Here is a 20,514-nt window from a genome sequence, read left to right on the forward strand (position 1 = left end):
TGGGCGTCATGAACATCGACTTCAACGCCTGGTACGCGCTCGAAAGCGCGATGCAGGACGAGAAAAGCCGGCGCGTCAGCCGGGCGACGTTGAAGCGTGTCGCCCGGTTCGCCCGCCCGCAGCGCAAGGCCGTGTACGCGCTGCTGGCCACCAGTTCGGTCGCCGCCGTGCTGGCCGTCGCCTCGCCGGTGCTGGCCGGGCGGGTGGTCGACACCATCATTGGCGGGCGCGACCTGGGGCTGGTCGTGTGGCTGGCGCTCGCGATCGCGGGCGTGGCGGTGCTGGAGGCCGGCTTCTCGCTCGCCGAGCGCTGGCAGTCGTCGCGGGTGGGCGAGGACCTGATCCTGCGGTTGCGGCAGGCCGTCTTCGACCACGTGCAACGAATGCCGATCGCGTTCTTCACCCGCACGCGCACCGGCGCGCTGGTGTCGCGCCTCAACAACGACGTGATCGCGGCGCAGCGGGCGTTCTCCGAGACGATCTCCGGCGTGGTCACGAACGTGATCGCGCTGGTGCTGACCCTGGCCGTGATGCTGACGCTGTCGTGGCAGGTCACGGTGCTCGCGATGGCCCTGCTGCCGATCTTCCTGATCCCGGCGCGGCGGATGGGCAAGCGGTTGGCGTCCATGCACCGCGAGGCGGCGAACCTCGACTCGGCCATGACGACCCAGATGACCGAGCGGTTCTCCGCGCCGGGCGCGACGCTGATCAAGCTGTTCGGCCGGCCCGCACTGGAGAGCGCGGAGTTCGGTGCGCGGGCGCGGCGGGTGCGCGACATCGGTGTGCGGACCGCGGTGGCGCAGTGGCTGTTTCTGGTGGCCCTGACGCTGGTGTCGTCGTTGGCGTTGGCGCTGGTTTACGGGCTGGGCGGGTACTTCGCCTTCGCCGGGCAGATGGCGCCGGGCACGATCGTGACGCTCGCGCTGCTGCTGACCCGGCTGTACGCGCCGTTGACCGCGTTGGCCGGCGCACGGGTGGACGTGATGACCGCGCTGGTGTCGTTCGAGCGGGTCTTCGAGGTGCTGGACCTGCCGCCGCTGATCAAGGAAAAGGACTCTCCGGTCGCTGTCCCCGACGGGCCGGTCGCGGTGGAGTTCTCGGACGTGAAGTTCGCCTACCCGTCTGCGGACAAGGTGTCGCTGGCCTCGCTGGAGGAGGTCGCGTCGCTCGACACCCGTGGCGGCGAGGTGATCCTCGGCGGAGTGTCCTTCGAGGCGGCACCGGGTTCGATGATCGCGTTGGTCGGCGCGTCCGGTGCGGGCAAGTCGACGATCGCGTCTTTGGTGCCCCGGTTGTACGACGCGGACTCCGGGTCGGTGCGACTGTCCGGTGTGGACGTTCGCGAGCTGTCGTTCGACTCGATCCGCGAGACCGTGGGCATGGTGACGCAGGACGGCCACCTGTTCCACGAGTCGATCGGGGCGAACCTGCGGCTGGCCGCGCCTGCCGCAACGGATGAGGAGCTGTGGGACGCGCTTCGGCGGGCCCGGCTGGCGGACCTGGTGGAGTCGTTGCCGGACCAGCTGGACACCGTGGTGGGTGAACGCGGCTACCGGTTGTCCGGCGGCGAGCGGCAACGGCTGACGATCGCACGACTGCTGCTGGCCAAGCCTCGCGTGGTGATCCTGGACGAGGCGACTGCGCACCTGGACTCGCGGTCCGAGGCGGCGGTGCAGGAAGCGCTGGTCGAGGCACTGGCCGGACGCACGTCGCTGGTGATCGCGCACCGGCTGTCGACGATCCGGGCGGCGGACCAGATCCTCGTCGTGGACCGCGGGCAGATCGTCGAACGTGGTACGCATGAGTCGTTGCTGGCCCTGGAAGGCCACTACGCCAAGTTGTACCGCACGCAGTTCAGCGAGGAACCGATCGGAGCGCCGTGAGCGTCATCCCGTCCCCGGACAACCTCTACCCGTCCCCGGACAACCTCTACCCGTTGCCGGACATCGCCCGCACGGTGCTGCTCAAGCCGTTGGTGAAGAACCCGCAGATCGAGATCGGCGAGTACACCTACTACGACGACCCAGAGCATGCTTTGCAGTTCGAGCAACGCAACGTGCTCTACAACTTCGGGCAGGAAAAGCTGGTCATCGGGCGGTACTGCGCACTGGCTTCCGGGGTCCGGTTCATCATGTCCGGTGGCAACCACCGGACGGACGGGGTGTCCACGTTTCCGTTCACGATCTTCGGTGGACTCTGGGGCGAGCGGACGCTGGACATCGCGTTGGGGGCACCGTCTCGTGGGGACACGGTGGTGGGCAACGACGTGTGGATCGGGTACCAAGCGTTGATCATGCCGGGGGTGCGGATCGGGAACGGGGCGATCATCGCGTCCGGGTCGGTCGTCGTCGCGGACGTGCCGGCCTACGGCGTGGTCGGCGGCAACCCGGCCCGGTTGCTCAAGCAGCGGTACAGCGACGCCGAAATCGAGGTGCTGGAACGGATCGCGTGGTGGGACTGGCCGGTGGAGAAGGTCACCGAGCACGTCCGGGTGATCATGACGGGGACGCCGGCCGAGCTGGCGGAGGTTGCGGGGGTGGCGTGAGACGACGCTGGTTCGCGGTGGGCGCGGTGGCCTTGCTGGCCGCCGCGTCGTTGCCGTTCATCCTGCGCGACAAGCTGGTCGAACCTGTCGTGCCAGACGGCGCGGTGCGGGCGCAGCTGACCGTCGACGGGTCCTTCAGGCGCAACTGGCCGGTCAACTCCGTCATCGACAAGGACGTTTCCGAGGTCGTCAGCGAGCTGAACTCGTTGTCGAGCACGAAGCGCGGTGATGGCTGCTTCGCGGCGATGCGGCCGGGGTACCGGATGCGGTTCGAGTACCCGGACGGCTCGGACCACACGGTCGTCTTCGACCTGAACTGCGGCAGCATCCGGCGCGATGACGTCGCGCGGTACGGGGACATCACCAAGGCGCTGGACGCTTTCGCCGAGAACTTCCGCGCACAGGGCGGCACCGCACCAGAACCACCGTGGGACTGGTGACCAGTGGAGATCGGTTCGATGGCGTCCGAGTGAACTTTCGCCACGAACCGTGTTGATCGCGCGACCATGAGCACATGGAGTACGACCGCTACTGCGACCTGACGATGCGCGGCGGCACCACCAGCGGTGTCGTCTATCCGCTGGCTGTCGCATCGCTGGCGCGCCACTACGAGTTCAAGCAGATCGGTGGCGCGTCCGCGGGGGCGATCGCCGCGGGTTTCACGGCGGCTGCCGAACGCGGTCGTGCTGGTGGTGGTTTCGAGAAGCTGGTCAAGCTGATCGACTGGTTCACGTCCGGGTCCGGTGCGGACCGCTGGCGGATGGCGCAGTTGTTCCAGCCCACCGAGAAGACGCGGGCGCTGTACCGGATCGTCGTGGCGACCATGCAGAAGCGCGAGACGACGGGGCGCAGTGCGATCTCGTGCCTGTTCTTCGCGTTGCTGGGCGCGGTGGGGATGCGCGCGAAGGCCGTGCTCGGGCTGATGGCGTTGCTGTGGCTGGGCGGGCCGGTGTTGTGGTCGGCCTGGCTCGCGCCGAAGTCGTATCCGGGGTGGCTCGCCGCGTTGGTGGTGATCCTCGCGCTGGCGTGCGTGGTGCTGGCGCTGTGGCCGTTGCGGGGCAGTTTGCCGTGGCCCGCCTGGGTGTTCGTGGCAGTGCCGCTCGTGCTCGGACTGGCGTTCTCGCGGCATTACGCGACCGCGGCGGTGGTGTTGCTGGTGTGGCTGGTCCTGACGCTCGCGGCGGTCAGCGCGTTGATCGTCACGTACGGGTACGCCATGCAGCGGTACATGAAGAACAACGCGCGGTCCATCCACTTCGGACTCGTGCCGGGTACCGGTGACTTCACGCCCTCGTTGCTCGACCGGTTGGCGGGCGTGCCGAAGTCGACCGGGGTACCGCCGCTGGCCGACTGGATCGCCGACCAGCTGGACGACCTCGCCGGGACCGAGGACGCGGTGACGTTCGGCGATCTCGGCGACATCAACCTCGTGCTGATGACCACCGACCTGTCCCAGGGACGGCCGTACCGGTTGCCGTTCAAGGAGAACTGGCAGTACTGCGAGGAGTGCCTCGGGTACGTGCTGCCGCGCCGGGTGGTCGAGCAGATGAACGGGCCGCTGACCGGGGCGAAATGCCCGCAGCACGAACACATGCCGCTGCGGGACCTGCCTGGCCGCGACGACCTGCCGGTGGTGCTGGCCGTACGGATGTCGCTGTCGTTCCCCGGCCTGATCGCCGCCGTGCCGCTGTGCCGCGACGGGCGTGTGCACTGGTTCTCCGACGGTGGCATCACCAGCAACTTCCCGATCCACTTCTTCGACTCGCTGCTGCCGCGCTGGCCCACGTTCGGCCTGAGCCTGCAGCCGTACCCGAACGGCGACACGACCGAGGTGTGGCTGCCGGAGCAGGACGCGTCCACCGACGGCACGCACTACGCGCCGCTGACGTCGATGCCGAAGTTCCTGGTGTCCATCCTGGACACCTTCCTGGACTGGCGGGACACCATGCAGTCCGCGCTGCCCGGCTATCGCGGCCGGATCGCGCACGTGCGGCAGGCCGACGACGAGGGCGGCACGAACCTGTTCATGCCGCCGGCCACGATCAAGAAACTCGCGTTGCGCGGCCAGAAAGCCGGCGATCTGCTGCGCGAACGGTTCGAGCAGCAGCAGAACACCGACCGGTACCGGTGGATCCGGCTGCGGATGGCGGTGCGCGAGTACCAGGAGCTCGGCGTGCAGGCCGAAGACCGCGACGCGATGTACGCCGAGCTGCTCGAACGGTTCCAGATCCCCGAGGCGCTGCACGAGTGGTTCCGCACTCCCCCGGCCGACGGCGACCCGTACCGGGCGGAGATCGAGGTCGCGCTGGACCACGTCGGTCAGCTCAAGGACGACGGGCCGTTCGACGGCGTGCCACCGGTGGACCCGGATTTGCGGCTGACACCGCCCGAGTAGGCGAGCTAGCCTGAGTTCGTGACGCGTCGATTTAGCCACCCCCGACCTGCGTGGGTGGCGCGCGCCTGAAACCTTCCCGTCGGTCGGGGGACTCCGCAGACACCCAGACCAGAGACGGGAAACCCCATGTACCGCACCGATGAACTCGTGCACGCCCTGAACATCCGCGACCTCACCGACCCCGCGCAGGGCCCGCACGCGATGCAACTGCTGATCGCCGACCTCGAGGCGGCGCTCGACCACCCGCAGGAAGTCCGTCACCACCCGCTCGTGCCGGTGGAGCACAACTACGAGCACCTCGGCTATCCGCCGGACGCGATCACCCGCGATGCCCGCTACACCAGGTACGTCAGCGAGACGTGCATGTTGCGCAGCCACACCACGGCGATGATCCCGCCGGCGCTGCGCCGGGCGACCCCGGACGTGACGCTGATCTGCCCCGGCCTCGTGTACCGCCGCGACACGGTCGACCGGCTGCACACCGGCACACCGCACCAGCTCGACATCTGGCGGATCTCCAACGAGCCGGAGGAACTGACCGGTCTCATCGACACCGTCGTCACGACGTTGTTGCCCGGCAAGCGATACCGCACGATCGACGCGCAGCACCCGTACACCACGCACGGCAAGCAGATCGACGTTGAGCACGACGGCGAGTGGGTGGAGATCGGCGAGTGCGGACTGGCCGCCCGCCACGTCCTGAAAGACCACCCGCACGGCCTCGCGATGGGACTGGGTCTGGACCGGATCCTGATGCTGCGCAAGGGAATCCCGGACATCAGGCTGTTGCGCAACGGCGACCCGCGGATCGCGACGCAGATGCTGGATCTCGACGAATATCGCGCGATCTCCAGGCACCCGGCCGCGATCAGGGACATCTCGATCATGGCTGCCGCCCACGAGGACATCGAGACGCTGGGCGACCAGATCCGCGCGCTCACACCGGAAGACGTGATCGAGGAGATCACGATCCTCAGCGAGACACCGGCCGAGCAACTACCGCCGCACGTCCAGCAACGACTGGAAGCCAAGCCTGGTCAGAAGAACGTGCTCATCCGCGTGACGATGAGGGCGCCGGAACGCACCCTCACCGACCGCGAGACGAACGAGATCAGGGACCGGCTGCTTCAGGGCTTGCGGGCCACGGCGCCGTAGACGCCCGTGGGGTCCTCGTAGGCGTCGGGCCGCCAGTCGTTCACCAGGACCACGCCCGGCTCCAGGATCTCCATCCCGTCGAAGAACCTGGTCACCTCGGCGTGGGAGCGCATGGTGAGCTGGTTGTCGGCGTTCCGGTAGACCTGCATGATCCGGTCCGCCATGGCCTTCTCCTCGGCCGTGATGCCGTCCTGGGTGCCGTGCGTGATCACCAGGTACGAGCCGGACGGGAAGGCCGCCAGGTACTCGGCGACCGAACCGTACGGGTCGTCGGAGTCGGGCACGAAGTGCAGTGCGGCGACGATCAGGACGGCGACCGGGCGGTCGAAGTCGAGCACCTCGCGGGCACCGGCCAGGACCGCGGCGGGGCTGCGCAGGTCGGCGAGGACCGCCGTGGCGTTGGGGTTGTCGGCCAGCAGCGCGTTGCTGTGCGACACCGCGACCGGTTCGAAGTCGACGTAGACCACGCGGGCGTTCGGGTTGTCGTGCTGGGCGATCTCGTGGACGTTGCCCACGGTGGGAATGCCGGACCCCAGGTCGAGGAACTGGTCGACGCCCTCCGCGACGAGGTGGCGGACGGCCCTGCGCAGGAACGAGCGGTTCGCCTGCGCACCCTGCGCGACGCTGGGGTAGATCTGCTCCACCTGCTTGGCGGCGGCGCGGTCGGCTTCGAAGTTGTGCGAACCGCCGAGGTAGTAGTCGTACATCCGCGCCACGCTCGGGCGTGTGACGTCGACCGTGGACGGGACCCACTTCAGCTCTTCCATCACGCGCGCATCCTCGCCCGTCGCCGCACGGGTGTCCACCGGCATCACCCGTTGCGCTGCTGCTCGCTGACAGCGAACACCACGGGGGAACACCACCACGCTGAAGTTGGTTGAGCGGTACAGACTCAACTTTGGAGGGTGATGTGATGGGCGAGACGTTGGCCCTGCCGGTGCTGCCGCTGGACGACGTTGTGGTGCTCCCCGGCATGGTGGTGCCGATCCGCATCTCCGGTGCGGACGCCAGCGCCGAGGCCCGCGCGGCCGTCGACGCAGCCACGACCGCAGCGAATCATCAAGTGCTGCTAGTCCCACGTCTGGACGGCAAGTACGCGGCGGTGGGCACACTGGCCGAAATCGAGCAGGTAGGTCGCCTGCCGGGCGGCGAGCGCGCTGCCGTCGTACGTGGCACCAAGCGCGTGCGCATAGGCACGGGCACCACGGGACCGGGCGCGGCCCTGTGGGTGAACGCGACGATCGCGGACGAGTCCCCGATCACCGACCGGACGCGTGAGCTCGCGAAGCAGTACCGCGCGCTCGTCACGAACATCCTGCAGACGCGCGGTGCGTGGCAGATGGTCGACTCGGTGCAGCAGATCAGCGACCCGTCGGCGCTGGCCGACCTCGCGGGCTACGCGTCGTACCTCGACGACCAGCAGAAGATCTGGCTGCTGGAGACCTCTGACGTCACCACGCGGCTGGAGAAGCTGGTCGAGTGGGGCCAGGCGCACCTGACCGAGCTCGACGTCAACGAGACGATCGCCAAGGACGTCAAGGAAGGCGTCGAGAAGCAGCAGCGGGAGTTCCTGCTGCGCCAGCAGATGGCCGCGATCCGCAAGGAACTGGCCGAGCTCGACGGCAAGCCCGCCACCGAGCAGGAGGACTACCGGGCGCGCGTCGAGGCGGCTGATCTGCCGGAGAAGGTCCTCAAGGCCGCGCTGACCGAGGTCGACAAGCTGGAGCGCACCTCCGAGCAGTCACCAGAGGTGGGCTGGATCCGGACGTGGCTCGACACCGTTCTCGAGATGCCGTGGAACGAGCGGACCGAGGACTCCTACGACATCAAGGCCGCCCGCGAGATCCTCGACGCTGACCACGCCGGCCTGGACGACGTGAAGCAGCGCATCACCGAGTACCTGGCCGTGCGCAAGCGCCGTGCCGACCGCGGCATGGGCGTCGTCGGCGGACGTCGTTCCGGCGCCGTGCTCGCACTGACGGGCCCTCCCGGCGTTGGCAAGACCTCGCTCGGTGAGTCCGTGGCGCGCGCGATGGGCCGCAAGTTCGTGCGTGTCGCTCTGGGTGGTGTGCGCGACGAGGCCGAGATCCGCGGTCACCGCCGCACGTACGTCGGTGCGCTGCCGGGCCGGATCGTCCGCGCGATCAGCGAGGCCGGTTCGATGAACCCGGTCGTGCTGCTCGACGAGATCGACAAGGTCGGCTCCGACTACCGCGGCGACCCCACGGCGGCGTTGCTGGAGGTGCTGGACCCGGCGCAGAACCACACGTTCCGCGACCACTACCTGGAGGTCGAGCTCGACCTGTCGGACGTGGTGTTCCTCGCGACCGCGAACGTGCTGGAGTCGATCCCGGCGCCGTTGCTCGACCGCATGGAACTGGTGCAGCTCGACGGCTACACCGAGGACGAGAAGGTCACGATCGCCAGCGACCACCTGCTGCCGCGCCAGCTCGACCGCGCAGGCCTCACTCCTGAGGACGTCACGTTCGAGAAGCCCGCGCTGCACCAGCTGGCGAGCGAGTACACGCGCGAAGCCGGTGTGCGGCAACTGGAACGGGCCATCTCACGCATCTTGCGCAAGGTGACCGCGAAGGTCGCCCTGGGTGACTCGGAACTGCCTGTCGTGGTCGACCAGCCGTCGCTGAAGTCGTACCTGGGCAGCCCGAAGAACACGCCCGAGTCGGCGGAGCGCACCTCGGTTCCCGGCGTGGCAACGGGTCTGGCCGTCACGGGTGTCGGTGGCGACGTGCTGTTCATCGAGGCTTCGTTGGCTCCCAAGGACACCGGTGCCTCCGGGGTCACGTTGACGGGCCAGCTGGGCGACGTGATGAAGGAATCGGCGCAGATCGCGTTGTCGTACCTGCGTTCGCACGACGACAAGGCCGCGGCGCTGGACGGCCGGGGAGTGCACATCCACGTCCCGGCGGGTGCGGTGCCGAAGGACGGTCCGTCCGCGGGCGTCACGATGACGACGGCGCTGGCGTCGCTGCTGTCGGGCCGCCCGGTGCGGTCGGACGTGGCGATGACCGGTGAGATTTCGTTGACCGGCCGGGTGTTGCCGATCGGTGGCGTGAAGCAGAAGCTGCTCGCCGCCCACCGCGCGGGCATCACGACGGTGCTGCTGCCGCAGCGCAACGAGCCGGACCTGGACGACGTGCCGGAGTCGGTGCGAGACCAGCTGACCGTGCACTTCGTCTCGGACGTGGCCGAGGTGCTGGAGCACGCGCTGTCGAAGGAGAACGTCGCAACGGTTGCGGCGTAACGGACCCCTTGTGGGGGCAGCAGCGGCGACTGCTGTCCCCACAAGGCTTTTTCTGTTGCTACAGACCGACGTCGATGACAACCCGGTTCGGGTTCGTCAGCGTGAAGACACGGTGCCACGAGTTCGGGTTGCCGTAGCCGACGGCGATGCCCAGCGTGGCTTCGAAGTCGCAGGTGAGAGCGACCCTGTTGACGTTGGTGAGGCCGGGCGTCGCGAAGTTGCGCGACCCGGTGTAGGTCGGGTTCCCGTTGTCGTCGTGTGCGGCGGCGCCGATCAGGACGACGTGCAGGATCTCCGTGCTGCCCGGCATCGAGATCGGGTTGCCGGACCCGCAGTCGGCCACACTGGTGACCTCGCGGACCCGGTGCTCGGTGGGCAGACCGGACATGTCCAGCACGACCCGGCTGAACCCGGCGTGCTGGCCGGTGCGGATGTTCGACAGCGTCGGCGTGCTCTGCGCCGACGCCATCGGCATGAACGTGAAGACCGTGAGCACTGCCACCAACACCGCGGCCAGGCGTCTGTACTTCATCATTGGCCCCCTCTCAGGGCTGCTCGATGAAAGTACAGACGCGTGACCCGCGTCACAGTTGCGTTAGTTGTAGTCGTGGAAGTTGTTGGTCCCCACCGCGCCGGAGCCCGCGTGGTCGATGTCGATCACGTACCGCAGCGGGTTGGTCAGGAAGTAGGCCCGGTAGGTCGGGTTCCGGTGGCCGACACCGATCGCGATCGACAGGTCGGCCTCGAAGTCGCAGGTGAACACGACGCTCTGCGCGGTGGCGTAGCCCGTCGTGATGTTGCGCGACCCGGTGTACGAGTGCCCGTCGGCCGGCTGCAGCCGCACCTCGAGGAACTCGACGCCCTTCGCCGAGATCGGCTTTCCGGACCCGCAGCCCACCGGCTCCGGGATGGAGCTGACGCTGTCCTGCGGCTGGCCGCCGGTCAGGTCGAACACCACGCGGTCGAACGTCGAGTGGTGCCCCGTCCGGACGTTGGTCAGCTGCGCGTAGTCGGCCGCCGATGCGCTCGGCACGACCATCACCGCCATGACCACGGCGATGAGCACAGCAAAAATGCGCTTCATGAAGATCCCCCTCTTCACGATCTGACTTACCCCAGGAAGTCCTCCAGTGGCACTGGAGTGAGTCCATCTTGCTTGGCACGGTTCAAGAACGCGGTGAAGTCCTCGACGAAAGTTGTCCGGAAGTGCATCAGCACGATGTCACCCGGGTTGAGCTTGTCGCCCTGCTGGAACTGGACGCGCCCGTCGTTGACCGCGGCCTTCCAGTTGACCAGCGCCTTGAACCCGCAGCTCGCCGCGGCCTTGCGGGTGTTCGCGTCGTAGTTGCCGAACGGCGGCCGGAACAGCGTCGGGCGCTTGCCGTACTCGGTGGCGAGGAAGTCCGCGTTGCCGCAGATCTCCTCCCGCTGGAACTCGAACGACTTGCCCTGCAGGTTCGGGTGGTTGGACGTGTGGCTGTGGATCGTGGCCGGCAGTTCCTTGAAGTAGTCCTTGTGCCCCTGGGCGTACTTCGTGTTGAGGAACAGCGACGGCCACACGCCGGCGTTGATCATCAGCTCGCGGGCCTTGGGATGCTGCACCGCGCCGTCGTCGATCGTGATGAACACGTACGGCTTGTCCGTCGGGATGCGAGTGACGACCGGCACCATACCGTCGACGATCGCAGGCGCGTGGGCCTGCACCGTGCCGTAGGTGTACGGCGGTTCGAACATCCGCTTCGGCTTCTCAGACGTGGTCGTCGGCGCCGGCGACGACGTCGTGAGAACGGGACCACTGGGCTGCGTCTCTGGCGTCTCCCCGCAGGAGACCAGCGCTGCAACCAGCACAAACGCAGCGAAAAGCCGCAACCTGGACATCGAATTTCCCCCTCCACGCGGAAGACGCCGCGCAGAGCCTCATGGTTGCACGGGGATAGGCTCGAACTGATCACAACGAGGAGGAGATCTGATGAGCCTCGAGCGCCCAGTCGCTCCCGACCCCTACGAGTTGCTCCCGCAGGTCGGCACGTTCGACGTCACCTCGTCGGACGTGCGCGACGGCGAGCAGCTCGCCGAAGCCCAGCTCTTGGAGGGCGGCAACACCTCGCCCCAGCTCTCGTGGTCCGGTTTCCCCGCCGAGACCCGCAGTTTCGTGGTCACCTGCTTCGACCCCGACGCCCCCACCCCCTCCGGTTTCTGGCACTGGGTGGCCGTGAACATCCCCGTCACCACCACTTCATTGGACACCGGCGCGGGTGCCTCCGACGCCACACTTCCGGGTGACGCCTTCCACGTCCGGTCCGACCTCAGCACCAAGAACTTCGGTGGGGCGGCTCCGCCCAAGGGCGACCACCCGCACCGCTACTACTTCGTGGTGCACGCGGTCGACGTCGACAAGCTCGACGTGGACAGCGATGCCTCTCCTGCGTACGTGAGCTTCAACCTCGCGTTCCACACGCTGGCGCGGGCGATCATCACGCCGACCTACCAGCACTGACCGCCCGGCCGGCTCGCTGGGCCGTGCCCAGCGAGTTGGCCAGGCTGGCGCCGCAGATCAGCACGATGCCCACGATCTGCAGCGGGTGGATCCTGGTGCCGTACACCGTCATGTCGACGACGATCGCGACCGCCGGGTAGATGAACGACAGCACCGCGATCAGCGACGTCGGCAGCTGCTGGTAGCTCGAGTACAGCAGGATGTACATGACGCAGGTGTGGATCACGCCGATACCGACCAGCCACGCCCAGCCCGTGCCGATCGACGCGGTGCCGGAGAAGTCGACGAACGGCAGCAGCAGAACGATGCCGGCAGCCACCTGGACCAGCGCGATCAGGTGCGGGCGGATGCCCTTGAGCTGCTTGGCGATGATCGTGGCGAACGCGTAGAGCAACGCCGCCAGCAGTGCTTCGCCGATGCCGAGCAGGTAGTTCCCGCTGACGGTCACGCTGGTGATGTCGGTGACCAGCACGACGCCGACGAACGCGACGGCGATCCAGCCGAGCTTGACCGCGGACAGCTTTTCCTTGAACACCAACGCACCCAGCAGCACGACGTAGAACGGTTGCGTGTGGTAGACGACGGTCGCGAGAGAGATCGACGTCTTCGAGTAGGCGGAGAACAGGAACGCCCAGTTGTAGACGAGGAAGACGCCGCCGGCGAGCGCGAGCAGGAACGTCTTGCGGGTGAAGCCGGTGTGGCCGAAGAAGCCGCGGATCCAGCAGTACAGACCGAGCGCGATCGCACCGAACACGCAGCGCCAGAACGCCACGGTGAACGGCTGCGCGCCCGATTCGAAGACGAACACGCCGATCGTGCCGGACAGCACCATCGCGATCGTCAGCTCGATGATGCCCTTTTTCTGCAGGTCAGCTGTCATGGCACGAAGTTAGCGATGGGCGAGATACCGCCAACAGTGGCAGCAGTGACGCACTTCGCTAAGATCCTGCCATGCTGCGTAGCGTGGCCGTCGTGCTGATCGACGGGGTGGCGCCGTTCGAGTTCGGCGTCGTGTGCGAGGTGTTCGGCATCGACCGCACCGAGGACGGCGTGCCGCGGTTCGAGTTCCGGGTGTGCGGCGAACGGCCGGGCGAACCCGTCGCCGCGAGCGTCGGCGTGCAGCTGATCCCCGAGTTCGGGCTGGACGCGCTGGTCGGCGCCGACCTCATCGCGGTACCGGCGGCGAGGTTGCGCGAACACTACCCACCAGCGGTTTTGCAGGCGTTGAGGGAAGCGGTCGCGAACGGCTCGACGCTGCTTTCGGTGTGCAGCGGCGTGTTCCTGCTCGGCGAGGCCGGACTGCTCGACGAGCGGCCGTGCGCCGTGCACTGGCACCACGCCGCCGCGTTCACCGAACGGTTCCCGCACGCGCAGGTGGATCCCAACGTGCTGTACGTCGACGACGGCAACATCGTGACGAGCGCGGGCACGGCCGCCGGCATCGACGCCTGCCTGCACCTGGTGCGCCGCGAGCTCGGCACCGGCCCGGCGACCGCGATCGCCCGGCGGATGGTCGTGCCACCCCAACGCGAAGGCGGGCAACGGCAGTTCATCGACATGCCGGTGCCGACGAACGCGGCGATGAGCCTGCAGCCGGTCCTCGACTGGATGCTGGAGACGATCGGCACCGAGCACACGATCGCCGCCCTCGCCCGGCGCGCCCAGCTCTCCGAACGCACCTTCGCCAGGCGGTTCGTCGCCGAGACCGGCACCACGCCGGTCCGCTGGCTGACCGCCCAACGCGTGCTGCACGCCCGCAAGCTGCTGGAGGAGACCTCGCTCGGCGTCGAGGAGATCGCGCGGCAGGTCGGATTCAGCACGGCCGCCCTGCTGCGCCACCACTTCTACAAGGACGTCGGGGTCTCCCCCAACGCCTACCGCCGCACGTTCGCCACCGCAGCGCCCGCCATGAGGCCCGCGTGACAACCTCGTCCGGGAACACCGCCGCGTTCGCCACCGGCACGCCCGCCGCAAGGCCTGCGGAACACCTCGTCCGGGAACACCGCACGTTCGCCACCGGCACGCCCGCGGTAAGGCCTGCGTAACACCTGATCCGGGAACACCCGCACGCGCAAGGTGGTTGGATCGACACGTGAGGCACTTCGACCTGGTCATCATCGGTACCGGCTCCGGCAACTCCATCCCGAACGAGGCGATGGCGGGCTGGGACATCGCGATCCTCGAGAAGGGGACCTTCGGCGGCACCTGCCTGAACGTGGGCTGCATCCCCACCAAGATGTTCGTCCACACCGCCGACCAGGCCGCGGCGCCTGCGAACGCCAAGAAGCTCGGCGTGGACGCCCACCTGGACGCGGTGCACTGGCCTGAGATCCGCGACCGCATCTTCGGCCGGATCGACCCGATCTCCGCGGGCGGCCGCAACTGGCGCGCCAACGAGAACGCGAACGTCACCGTCTACGAGGGCACCGCGAAGTTCCTCGACGCGCACACCATCGACACCGGGACCGGCGAGACCATCACCGCCGACCGGATCGTGGTGGCGGCGGGCAGCAGGCCGACGGTCCCCGAGATCGCCGACATCGAGACCACCGGCTTCCACACCAGCGACTCGATCATGCGCCTCGACGAGCTGCCGGAGAGCCTGATCATCATCGGCAGCGGCTTCATCGCGTCCGAGTTCGCGCACGTGTTCAGCAGTTTCGGCGTCAAGGTCACGATGATCGCGCGCTCGAACCTCCTGCTGCGGCACGAGGACCTGGAGATCGCCGAGCGGTTCACCGAGGTCGCGAAGCAGAAGTGGGACGTGCGCCTGCAGCGCAAGACGATCCGCGCGGAGAAGACCTCTGCCGGTGTCCGCCTGCACATGGAGGGCCCGGACGGCGCGGAAACCGTTGAAGCGGAACAGCTTCTCGTCGCGGTCGGCCGGCAGCCGAACACCGACCTGCTCGACCTGGGCAAGGCCGGCGTCGAGCTGCACGACGACGGTCGCGTCAAGGTCGACGAGTTCCAGCGCACCAGCGAGCCGCACATCCTGGCGTTGGGCGACATCAGCTCCGACTACCAGCTCAAGCACGTCGCGAACCACGAGGCGCGCGTGGTGCAGCACAACCTGCTGAACCCGGACTCGCCGATGGCGAGCGACCACCGGTTCGTGCCGGCCGCGGTGTTCTCCAGCCCGCAGATCGCGAGCGTCGGCCTCACCGAGGAACAGGCCAAGGCGAAGGGAATCCGGTACGTCACCGCGAGCCAGGCCTACGCCTCCATCGCCTACGGCTGGGCGATGGAGGACACGACCGGCTTCGCGAAGCTGATCGCCGACCCCGCCACCGGCCAGCTGCTCGGCGCGCACATCATCGGGCCGCAGGCGTCGACGGTGATCCAGCCGCTCATCCAGGCGATGAGCTTCGGGCTGGACGCGAAGTCCATGGCGCATGGGCAGTACTGGATCCATCCCGCGATGCCGGAACTGGTCGAAAACGCCCTTCTCAACCTGCCATTGGACTGAATGCCTTGCGTGACAGGGACTTCTGCCGCTGCCGCCGCCCGCGTGTTACGACCACGATGCAGCGATGGCTGACAGAGTCCTCGTCGCGTACACCTCGAAAATCGCCGCCACCGACGAGATCGCCCAGATCATCGGCACCGAGCTGGCCGGCTGCGGGCTGAGAGTCACCGTGCTCTCGGTAGCCGCCGCCGACACCCTGCACGGGTTCGGTGCCGTGATCATGGGCGACGCCGCAGCGCGTGACGCGCACCGGTTCGTCCGACGGCACAAGGTTTCCCTCAAACACACGCCCATGTGGCTGTACCACCGCGGCATACCACCCGTGCCGAACGACGTCACCCGCATGGTGCGGAAGCTGGGCGCCATCGGGCCGGTGAGCTTCGGCGGTGCGGCACCGGACTGGGACCGGGCGAAGGCATGGGCCCGCTACCTCGCCGATCAGCTCACGGTGCTGCACCGCGGTTTTGCGTCCAACTAGCTCTGGATGAAGCGGACGTTGTTGCCGGACGGGTCGCGGAACACGCAGTCACGCGCACCCCACGGCTGATCGGTCGGTTCCTGCACGACGTCGCCGCCGCCCGCCTGCAGCTTGTCGAACACGCCGTCGAGATCAGGCGTGGACAGCTGGATGTACCCGTACGAGCCGCCCTCGATCATCTCGGCGATGGCGGTCTTCTGCGTGTCCGTGAGGCCCTCGGCCATCGCGGGCGGCTCCAGCACGACACTCGAGCTGGACCCCACGGGTGCGACGGTGATCCAGCGCATCGTGCCCTTGCCGACGTCGCCGCGGACCTCCCAGCCGAGCAGGTCGCGGTAGAACGCCAGCGAGGCGTCGGGGTCGGTGTGCGGGAGGAACGTGGCGTGAATGTTGATGTCCATGCCGATAACGCTAGGACCAGCGCAGATGTCCGCGCTTCTCGATTCCTGACTAGATGTAGCGGGGGCGACCCGCGATCATGCCCAGCCCGGTGAGCGCGGCGAGGAGCACCAGTTGCAGCACGAGCGAGGTCGTCCACGAGCCCGTGGCGTCACGCAGCAGGCCGAACGCGAACGGCCCGGTGGCCGCGATCAGGTAGCCGAGGCTCTGCGCCATCGCGGAGAGGCGCGCGGTGTCCGAAGTGGACTTCGTGCGCAGCGACATGATCAGCAGTGCCAACGGGAACATGCCCATGCCGAACCCGATCAGCACCACCCACAGGCCTGGCGCCGCGGCAGGAGCGACCAGCATGCCGAAGATGCCCGCGAACGACAGCACGCCCAGCGCCAGCACCATCGTGGCCTGGCTGGAGAACCGCGCGGCGAGCGGCGGCACGAACAGGCTGACCGGGACGCCGAGCAGCATCGAGACCGCGAGCAGCATGCCGGCGGTGTTCCGGTCCACGCCGGAGTCGACGAGCATCGCGGGCAGCCAGCCCATGACGGTGTAGGCGTAGAGCGACTGCAGGCCGAAGAACACCGTGATGACCCACGCCAGCGGGCTGCGCAGCAACGACCGCTTCTCGACCGGCGCGGCCGACCGCACGACAGCCGCTTCCGAACCGTGCCGTGCACCGGCGAACCACACGATCAGCGCACCGGCCGAGAGCAACGCCCACACACCGACAGCGAGGCGCCACGAGCCGAGGTAGTCCTCCAGCCGGGGAGTGAGAGCCGCGGCCAGCGCGGCACCCGCGGCGAGCGCTCCGGTGTAGACACCGGTGATGAGGCCGACCTTGTCCGGGAAGGACGCCTTCACCACGACCGGGATCAGCACGTTGGACACCGCGATGCCCGCGCACGCGATGAAGGTGCCGCCCAGCACGACCCACGGACCGTCGATCACGCGCAGCACCAGGCCGAGCGTGAGCACCCCCAAGGACAGTCCGATCGCACGGGCCATGCCGAGGCGGCGACCCAGCCAGGGGGCCGCGAACGCCGCGAAGCCGAAGCAGAGCGCCGGAACGGCCGTCAACGCGCTGGTCCAAGCGGCCGAAACCCCCAGGGCGGCGCGGACATCGCCGAGCACCGAGGCCAGACTGGTCACCGCTGGGCGGAGATTCGCCGCCGCGAGGGCGACCCCGATCGCGAGCAGCGTGGACCCGACCAGCGGAACGTGACGATTCTTGACGACCGTCACCCTGCGACCTGGATCGGTGGCAGTCTGTGCGGCATAAGTCGTCTGCTGAATCGTCACGTGTAGCACTATCGCAGACATGGGATGTTCGGATGAAAGGATGACGCTGTGCCGTTGGCCACTACCCGACGTGCAGGCCTCGTCGACCAGGTGATCGAGCAGATGCGCAGTGCGATCACCAGCGGCGAATGGCCCGTCGGGCAGCGCATCCCGCCCGAGCCCGAGCTGGTCACCGCGCTCGGGGTGGGTCGGAACACGGTTCGCGAGGCCGTGCGCGCGCTCTCGCACGCCGGCCTGCTGGAGGTGCGGCAGGGCGACGGCACGTTCGTCCGCGCGACCAGCGAGATCTCCGGCGCCGTCCGCCGCATGTGCGGGACGGAGCTCAAGGAGGTGCTGCAGGTGCGCCGCACTCTCGAGATGGAGGGCGCGCGCCTGGCCGCCAAGCACCGCACCGACGCCGAACTGGCGCGCCTCACCGAGCTGCTGCGCAAGCGCGACGCGGCGATGGAGGCCGAGCAGTGGGCCGAGGTGATCGAGCACGACACCGCGTTCCACGTGCTGCTCGTGCAGTGCTCGCACAACACGCTTCTAGCGGAGCTCTACCAGGGCTTGACCGAGGCGGTCAAAGCTTCGGTGGCGGCCTCTGTCGACACCACGCAGCCTGGTCAGGACCAGGTGTCGCACACCGGGCTGCTGCACGCGGTCCGGGACGGAGACCAGGAGAAGGCGGCGATCGAGGCTGGCGGGTTCTTCGAGGAGCTGATCGAGAAGTTCTGTTAGAGATCGCGGACCGAAAGTGTCCGCATTAGGTCATAGCGTGGGGGCCATGGAGATCACGCCGTTCCGCATCGAGATCCCGCAGGCCGAGGTCGACGACCTCCGCTCCCGCCTGACCAACACGCGGTGGCCGGAAGAGGACCTGCCGGGCGTCGGCTGGTCCTACGGCATCCCGCTGACGTACCTGCGCCCGCTCGCCGAGTACTGGGCCGACGGGTTCGACTGGCGCGCGCAGGAGGCGCGGCTCAACTCCTACCCGCAGTTCACCACCGAGATCAGCGGTCAGCGCATCCACTTCCTGCACGTGCGCTCGCAGAAGCCGGACGCGTTGCCGTTGCTGCTGATCCACGGCTGGCCCGGCTCGTTCGTCGAGTTCCTGGACGTGATCGGGCCGCTGTCCGAGGACTTCCACCTGGTCATCCCGTCGATCCCGGGTTTCGGCTTCTCCGGGCCCACGAAGAAGACCGGGTGGAACGTGCTGCGCGTCGCGTGGGCGTTCGCGAAGCTCATGGAGGGCCTGGGCTACGAGCGGTACGGCACGCAGGGCGGCGACTGGGGTTCCGGCATCGCGCAGGAGATCGGCAGGGTGTTCCCCGAGCAGGTCGTCGGCGTGCACGTGAACATGCTGCAGACGTTCCGGCCGTCCGGCGTCAACGACCTCTCGCCGGAGGAGCTCCGGGCACTGGAGTCGCTGGACCTCTACCAGAAGGAGCTCTCCGGCTACATGCACCTGCAGCGCACCCGGCCGCGCACGCTGGGGTACGCGCTGACCGACTCGCCGGTGGGGCAGCTGGCGTGGATCGCGGAGAAGTTCCACGACTGGACGGACAACGAGGGCCTGCCAGAGGACGCGGTGGACCGCGACCACATGCTGACCAACGTGTCCATCTACTGGTTCACCGGCACGGCGGGCTCGTCGGCGGCGCTGTACAAGGAGCAGTCGGCGTCGTGGGGCCAGCAGCAGCCGTCGACGGTGCCGACCGGCGTGGCGATCTTCCCGCACGACATCAGCGCGCCGGTCCGGTCGCTGGCGGAGAAGATGATCCCGTCGATCGTGCACTGGACGGAGTTCGACCGCGGCGGCCACTTCGCCGCGATGGAGGAACCGGACCTGCTGGTCCAAGACATCAGGAAGTTCTTCGAGTCGCTTTGACTTCTTCCCGCCCCGATGGACAGGACTTCCCACCCGCCTTGCAGTGGGTAGCGCTCACGCGCTGGACCTCGCGGCCCGGATTTCCTGTTTCACAGCCGATTGCGGAAGGGAGGGCCCTTGCCGTCTGACATCAGCTCCGCAGGCATCACCCGAGTCACCTCGGGCTACGGCTCGACCAGCCGCAAGGATGTTCTTCGCCGCGTTGAGGTCCCGGTCGTGCCGGGTGCGGCAGCCCGGACACGTCCAGTGCCGGGTGGAAAGTTGCAGCTCGGCGAGCAGGTGTCCACACGTCGAGCAGGTCTTGCTGGACGGGTACCAGCGGTCGATCACGATCACATCGGCCGCACGCACCAACGTCGCACTTGTGCGGTGCAGGAAGTCCTGACGGGCGTTGCGAGCCTTGCGATGAGCACCTGCGACTTTGACCTTCGCCTTCCTGCGATTGTTGCTGCCAGGCCGGCAGCGCGCCAGCCTGCGTTGGTAACGGGCCAGGTTTCGCGCCTTGCGAGTCAAGTGACGTGGGTTGGCAACTCTCACCTCGTCGCTGGTCACCAAAAAGTCCGTCAGGCCGAGGTCGACACCAACTGCGTGCCTGGCAGGCGCAACCGGGGCGGGTGTGTCGACATCGACAGCAAACGTCACGTACCAGCGGCCGTCCGGCTCTCGCGAGACAATCACCATCGTCGGGTCGAGTGTTGCGGCTGCGATGTCACCGAAGGACCACGTGAACCTCAGCGGCGCGTCGGTCTTCGCCAGCGTCACTGTGCCGTTGCGCATTCGAAATGCCGACCGGGTGTAGTGCGCGCTCTGGCGGCCAGTGCGGGACTTGAACCTGCGATAATGGGATCGCCCGGAGAGGAAGTTCTGGAAGGCGGCGTGCTGGTGCCGCAGCGTTTGCTGAAGCGGCACACAGGACACCTCCGACAGGAAGGCAAGCTCTTCGGACCGCTTCCACTCTGTCAGTGCTGCATCAGTCTTACGATACGACGTGCGCGCGCCTGCGATGCGGTAACGATGATTCCGCTCGCTCAATGTCTTGTTCCACACGAGGCGTACACACCCGAAGGTGCGATTCAGCACTTCAGCTTGTTCGGGCGTCGGATAGGCCCGGCATCTGTACGCCGTCCGCACAACACACAGCGTACTGGGAC

General features: G+C 67.8%; 20 protein-coding genes. 12 read left to right on the plus strand and 8 right to left on the minus strand.

The window, feature by feature from the left end:
• The first annotated feature begins 8 nt into the window (after window positions 1–8).
• From DI276_RS03430 to srmL, 5 genes are all read left to right on the plus strand, one after another.
• On the plus strand, window positions 9–1,883 hold the full coding sequence (locus tag DI276_RS03430; RefSeq protein WP_112261816.1) for an ABC transporter ATP-binding protein: 1,875 nt from the start codon (window positions 9–11) through the stop codon (window positions 1,881–1,883).
• 5 nt (window positions 1,884–1,888) lie between these two features.
• On the plus strand, window positions 1,889–2,545 hold the full coding sequence (locus DI276_RS51825) for a CatB-related O-acetyltransferase (RefSeq protein WP_112262181.1): 657 nt from the start codon (window positions 1,889–1,891) through the stop codon (window positions 2,543–2,545).
• Window positions 2,542–2,985 (plus strand): hypothetical protein, encoded by a 444-nt coding sequence (locus tag DI276_RS03440; protein ID WP_112261817.1) that lies wholly within the window; start codon window positions 2,542–2,544, stop codon window positions 2,983–2,985. Before DI276_RS51825 ends, DI276_RS03440 begins: the two co-directional genes overlap by 4 nt.
• A 74-nt stretch (window positions 2,986–3,059) precedes the next feature.
• Window positions 3,060–4,940 (plus strand): patatin-like phospholipase family protein, encoded by a 1,881-nt coding sequence (locus DI276_RS52920; RefSeq protein ID WP_112261818.1) that lies wholly within the window; start codon window positions 3,060–3,062, stop codon window positions 4,938–4,940.
• Between the two features lie 126 nt (window positions 4,941–5,066).
• Window positions 5,067–6,095, plus strand: a complete 1,029-nt coding sequence (srmL, locus tag DI276_RS03450; RefSeq protein WP_112261819.1) for a PheS-related mystery ligase SrmL — start codon at window positions 5,067–5,069, stop codon at window positions 6,093–6,095.
• Here srmL and DI276_RS03455 read toward each other — a convergent pair.
• On the minus strand, window positions 6,068–6,901 hold the full coding sequence (locus DI276_RS03455) for an SAM-dependent methyltransferase (RefSeq protein ID WP_232836426.1): 834 nt from the start codon (window positions 6,899–6,901) through the stop codon (window positions 6,068–6,070). The two genes, srmL and DI276_RS03455, sit on opposite strands and share 28 nt — an antisense overlap.
• A gap of 107 nt (window positions 6,902–7,008) precedes the next feature.
• Here DI276_RS03455 and lon point away from each other — a divergent pair, with 107 nt between their 5' ends.
• Window positions 7,009–9,357 (plus strand): endopeptidase La, encoded by a 2,349-nt coding sequence (lon, locus tag DI276_RS03460; RefSeq protein ID WP_112261820.1) that lies wholly within the window; start codon window positions 7,009–7,011, stop codon window positions 9,355–9,357.
• A 58-nt stretch (window positions 9,358–9,415) separates the two neighbouring features.
• Here the strand turns inward: lon and DI276_RS03465 are convergent, their stop codons facing one another.
• The 3 genes from DI276_RS03465 to DI276_RS03475 all read right to left on the minus strand — a co-directional run bounded on the left by DI276_RS03465 (window position 9,416) and on the right by DI276_RS03475 (window position 11,091).
• Window positions 9,416–9,889 (minus strand): AMIN-like domain-containing (lipo)protein, encoded by a 474-nt coding sequence (locus DI276_RS03465; RefSeq protein WP_157984494.1) that lies wholly within the window; start codon window positions 9,887–9,889, stop codon window positions 9,416–9,418.
• A 63-nt stretch (window positions 9,890–9,952) separates the two neighbouring features.
• Window positions 9,953–10,441 carry an AMIN-like domain-containing (lipo)protein gene (locus tag DI276_RS03470; protein ID WP_157984495.1) on the minus strand — a complete coding sequence of 163 codons (489 nt, stop codon included), beginning with the start codon at window positions 10,439–10,441 and terminating at the stop codon, window positions 9,953–9,955.
• A 26-nt stretch (window positions 10,442–10,467) separates the two neighbouring features.
• Window positions 10,468–11,091 carry a polysaccharide deacetylase family protein gene (locus DI276_RS03475; RefSeq protein WP_232836427.1) on the minus strand — a complete coding sequence of 208 codons (624 nt, stop codon included), beginning with the start codon at window positions 11,089–11,091 and terminating at the stop codon, window positions 10,468–10,470.
• 235 nt (window positions 11,092–11,326) lie between these two features.
• On the opposite strand from DI276_RS03475, the gene DI276_RS03480 reads away from it, so the two are divergent.
• Entirely contained in the window at window positions 11,327–11,854 is a 528-nt protein-coding gene (locus DI276_RS03480; RefSeq protein WP_112261824.1) for a YbhB/YbcL family Raf kinase inhibitor-like protein, read from the plus strand.
• Here DI276_RS03480 and DI276_RS03485 read toward each other — a convergent pair.
• On the minus strand, window positions 11,832–12,734 hold the full coding sequence (locus DI276_RS03485) for a DMT family transporter (RefSeq protein ID WP_112261825.1): 903 nt from the start codon (window positions 12,732–12,734) through the stop codon (window positions 11,832–11,834). The genes DI276_RS03480 and DI276_RS03485 overlap by 23 nt on opposite strands.
• Window positions 12,735–12,805: 71 nt before the next feature.
• On the opposite strand from DI276_RS03485, the gene DI276_RS03490 reads away from it, so the two are divergent.
• From DI276_RS03490 to DI276_RS03500, 3 genes are all read left to right on the plus strand, one after another.
• Window positions 12,806–13,777: a GlxA family transcriptional regulator gene (locus DI276_RS03490; protein ID WP_112261826.1), complete on the plus strand. Its 972-nt coding sequence runs from the start codon at window positions 12,806–12,808 to the stop codon at window positions 13,775–13,777.
• 169 nt (window positions 13,778–13,946) lie between these two features.
• Window positions 13,947–15,320 carry a mycothione reductase gene (locus DI276_RS03495; RefSeq protein WP_112261827.1) on the plus strand — a complete coding sequence of 458 codons (1,374 nt, stop codon included), beginning with the start codon at window positions 13,947–13,949 and terminating at the stop codon, window positions 15,318–15,320.
• Between the two features lie 64 nt (window positions 15,321–15,384).
• On the plus strand, window positions 15,385–15,798 hold the full coding sequence (locus tag DI276_RS03500) for a hypothetical protein (protein WP_112261828.1): 414 nt from the start codon (window positions 15,385–15,387) through the stop codon (window positions 15,796–15,798).
• Here DI276_RS03500 and DI276_RS03505 read toward each other — a convergent pair.
• Complete coding sequence (locus tag DI276_RS03505) at window positions 15,795–16,199, minus strand: VOC family protein (protein WP_112261829.1); 405 nt, start codon at window positions 16,197–16,199, stop codon at window positions 15,795–15,797. The two genes, DI276_RS03500 and DI276_RS03505, sit on opposite strands and share 4 nt — an antisense overlap.
• A 49-nt stretch (window positions 16,200–16,248) precedes the next feature.
• A complete protein-coding gene (locus tag DI276_RS03510; RefSeq protein WP_232836428.1) occupies window positions 16,249–17,436 on the minus strand; it encodes an MFS transporter in 1,188 nt (395 codons plus the stop codon).
• Between the two features lie 105 nt (window positions 17,437–17,541).
• Here DI276_RS03510 and DI276_RS03515 point away from each other — a divergent pair, with 105 nt between their 5' ends.
• Window positions 17,542–18,213, plus strand: a complete 672-nt coding sequence (locus DI276_RS03515; protein WP_112261831.1) for a FadR/GntR family transcriptional regulator — start codon at window positions 17,542–17,544, stop codon at window positions 18,211–18,213.
• Between the two features lie 46 nt (window positions 18,214–18,259).
• Window positions 18,260–19,363 (plus strand): epoxide hydrolase family protein, encoded by a 1,104-nt coding sequence (locus tag DI276_RS03520; protein ID WP_198680443.1) that lies wholly within the window; start codon window positions 18,260–18,262, stop codon window positions 19,361–19,363.
• Between the two features lie 54 nt (window positions 19,364–19,417).
• Here the strand turns inward: DI276_RS03520 and DI276_RS03525 are convergent, their stop codons facing one another.
• Window positions 19,418–20,494: an RNA-guided endonuclease InsQ/TnpB family protein gene (locus DI276_RS03525; RefSeq protein WP_112261832.1), complete on the minus strand. Its 1,077-nt coding sequence runs from the start codon at window positions 20,492–20,494 to the stop codon at window positions 19,418–19,420.
• Between the last annotated feature and the right edge of the window lie 20 nt (window positions 20,495–20,514).

The organism is Lentzea terrae (genome assembly GCF_003265345.1).
Taxonomy (GTDB): domain Bacteria; phylum Actinomycetota; class Actinomycetes; order Mycobacteriales; family Pseudonocardiaceae; genus Lentzea; species Lentzea terrae.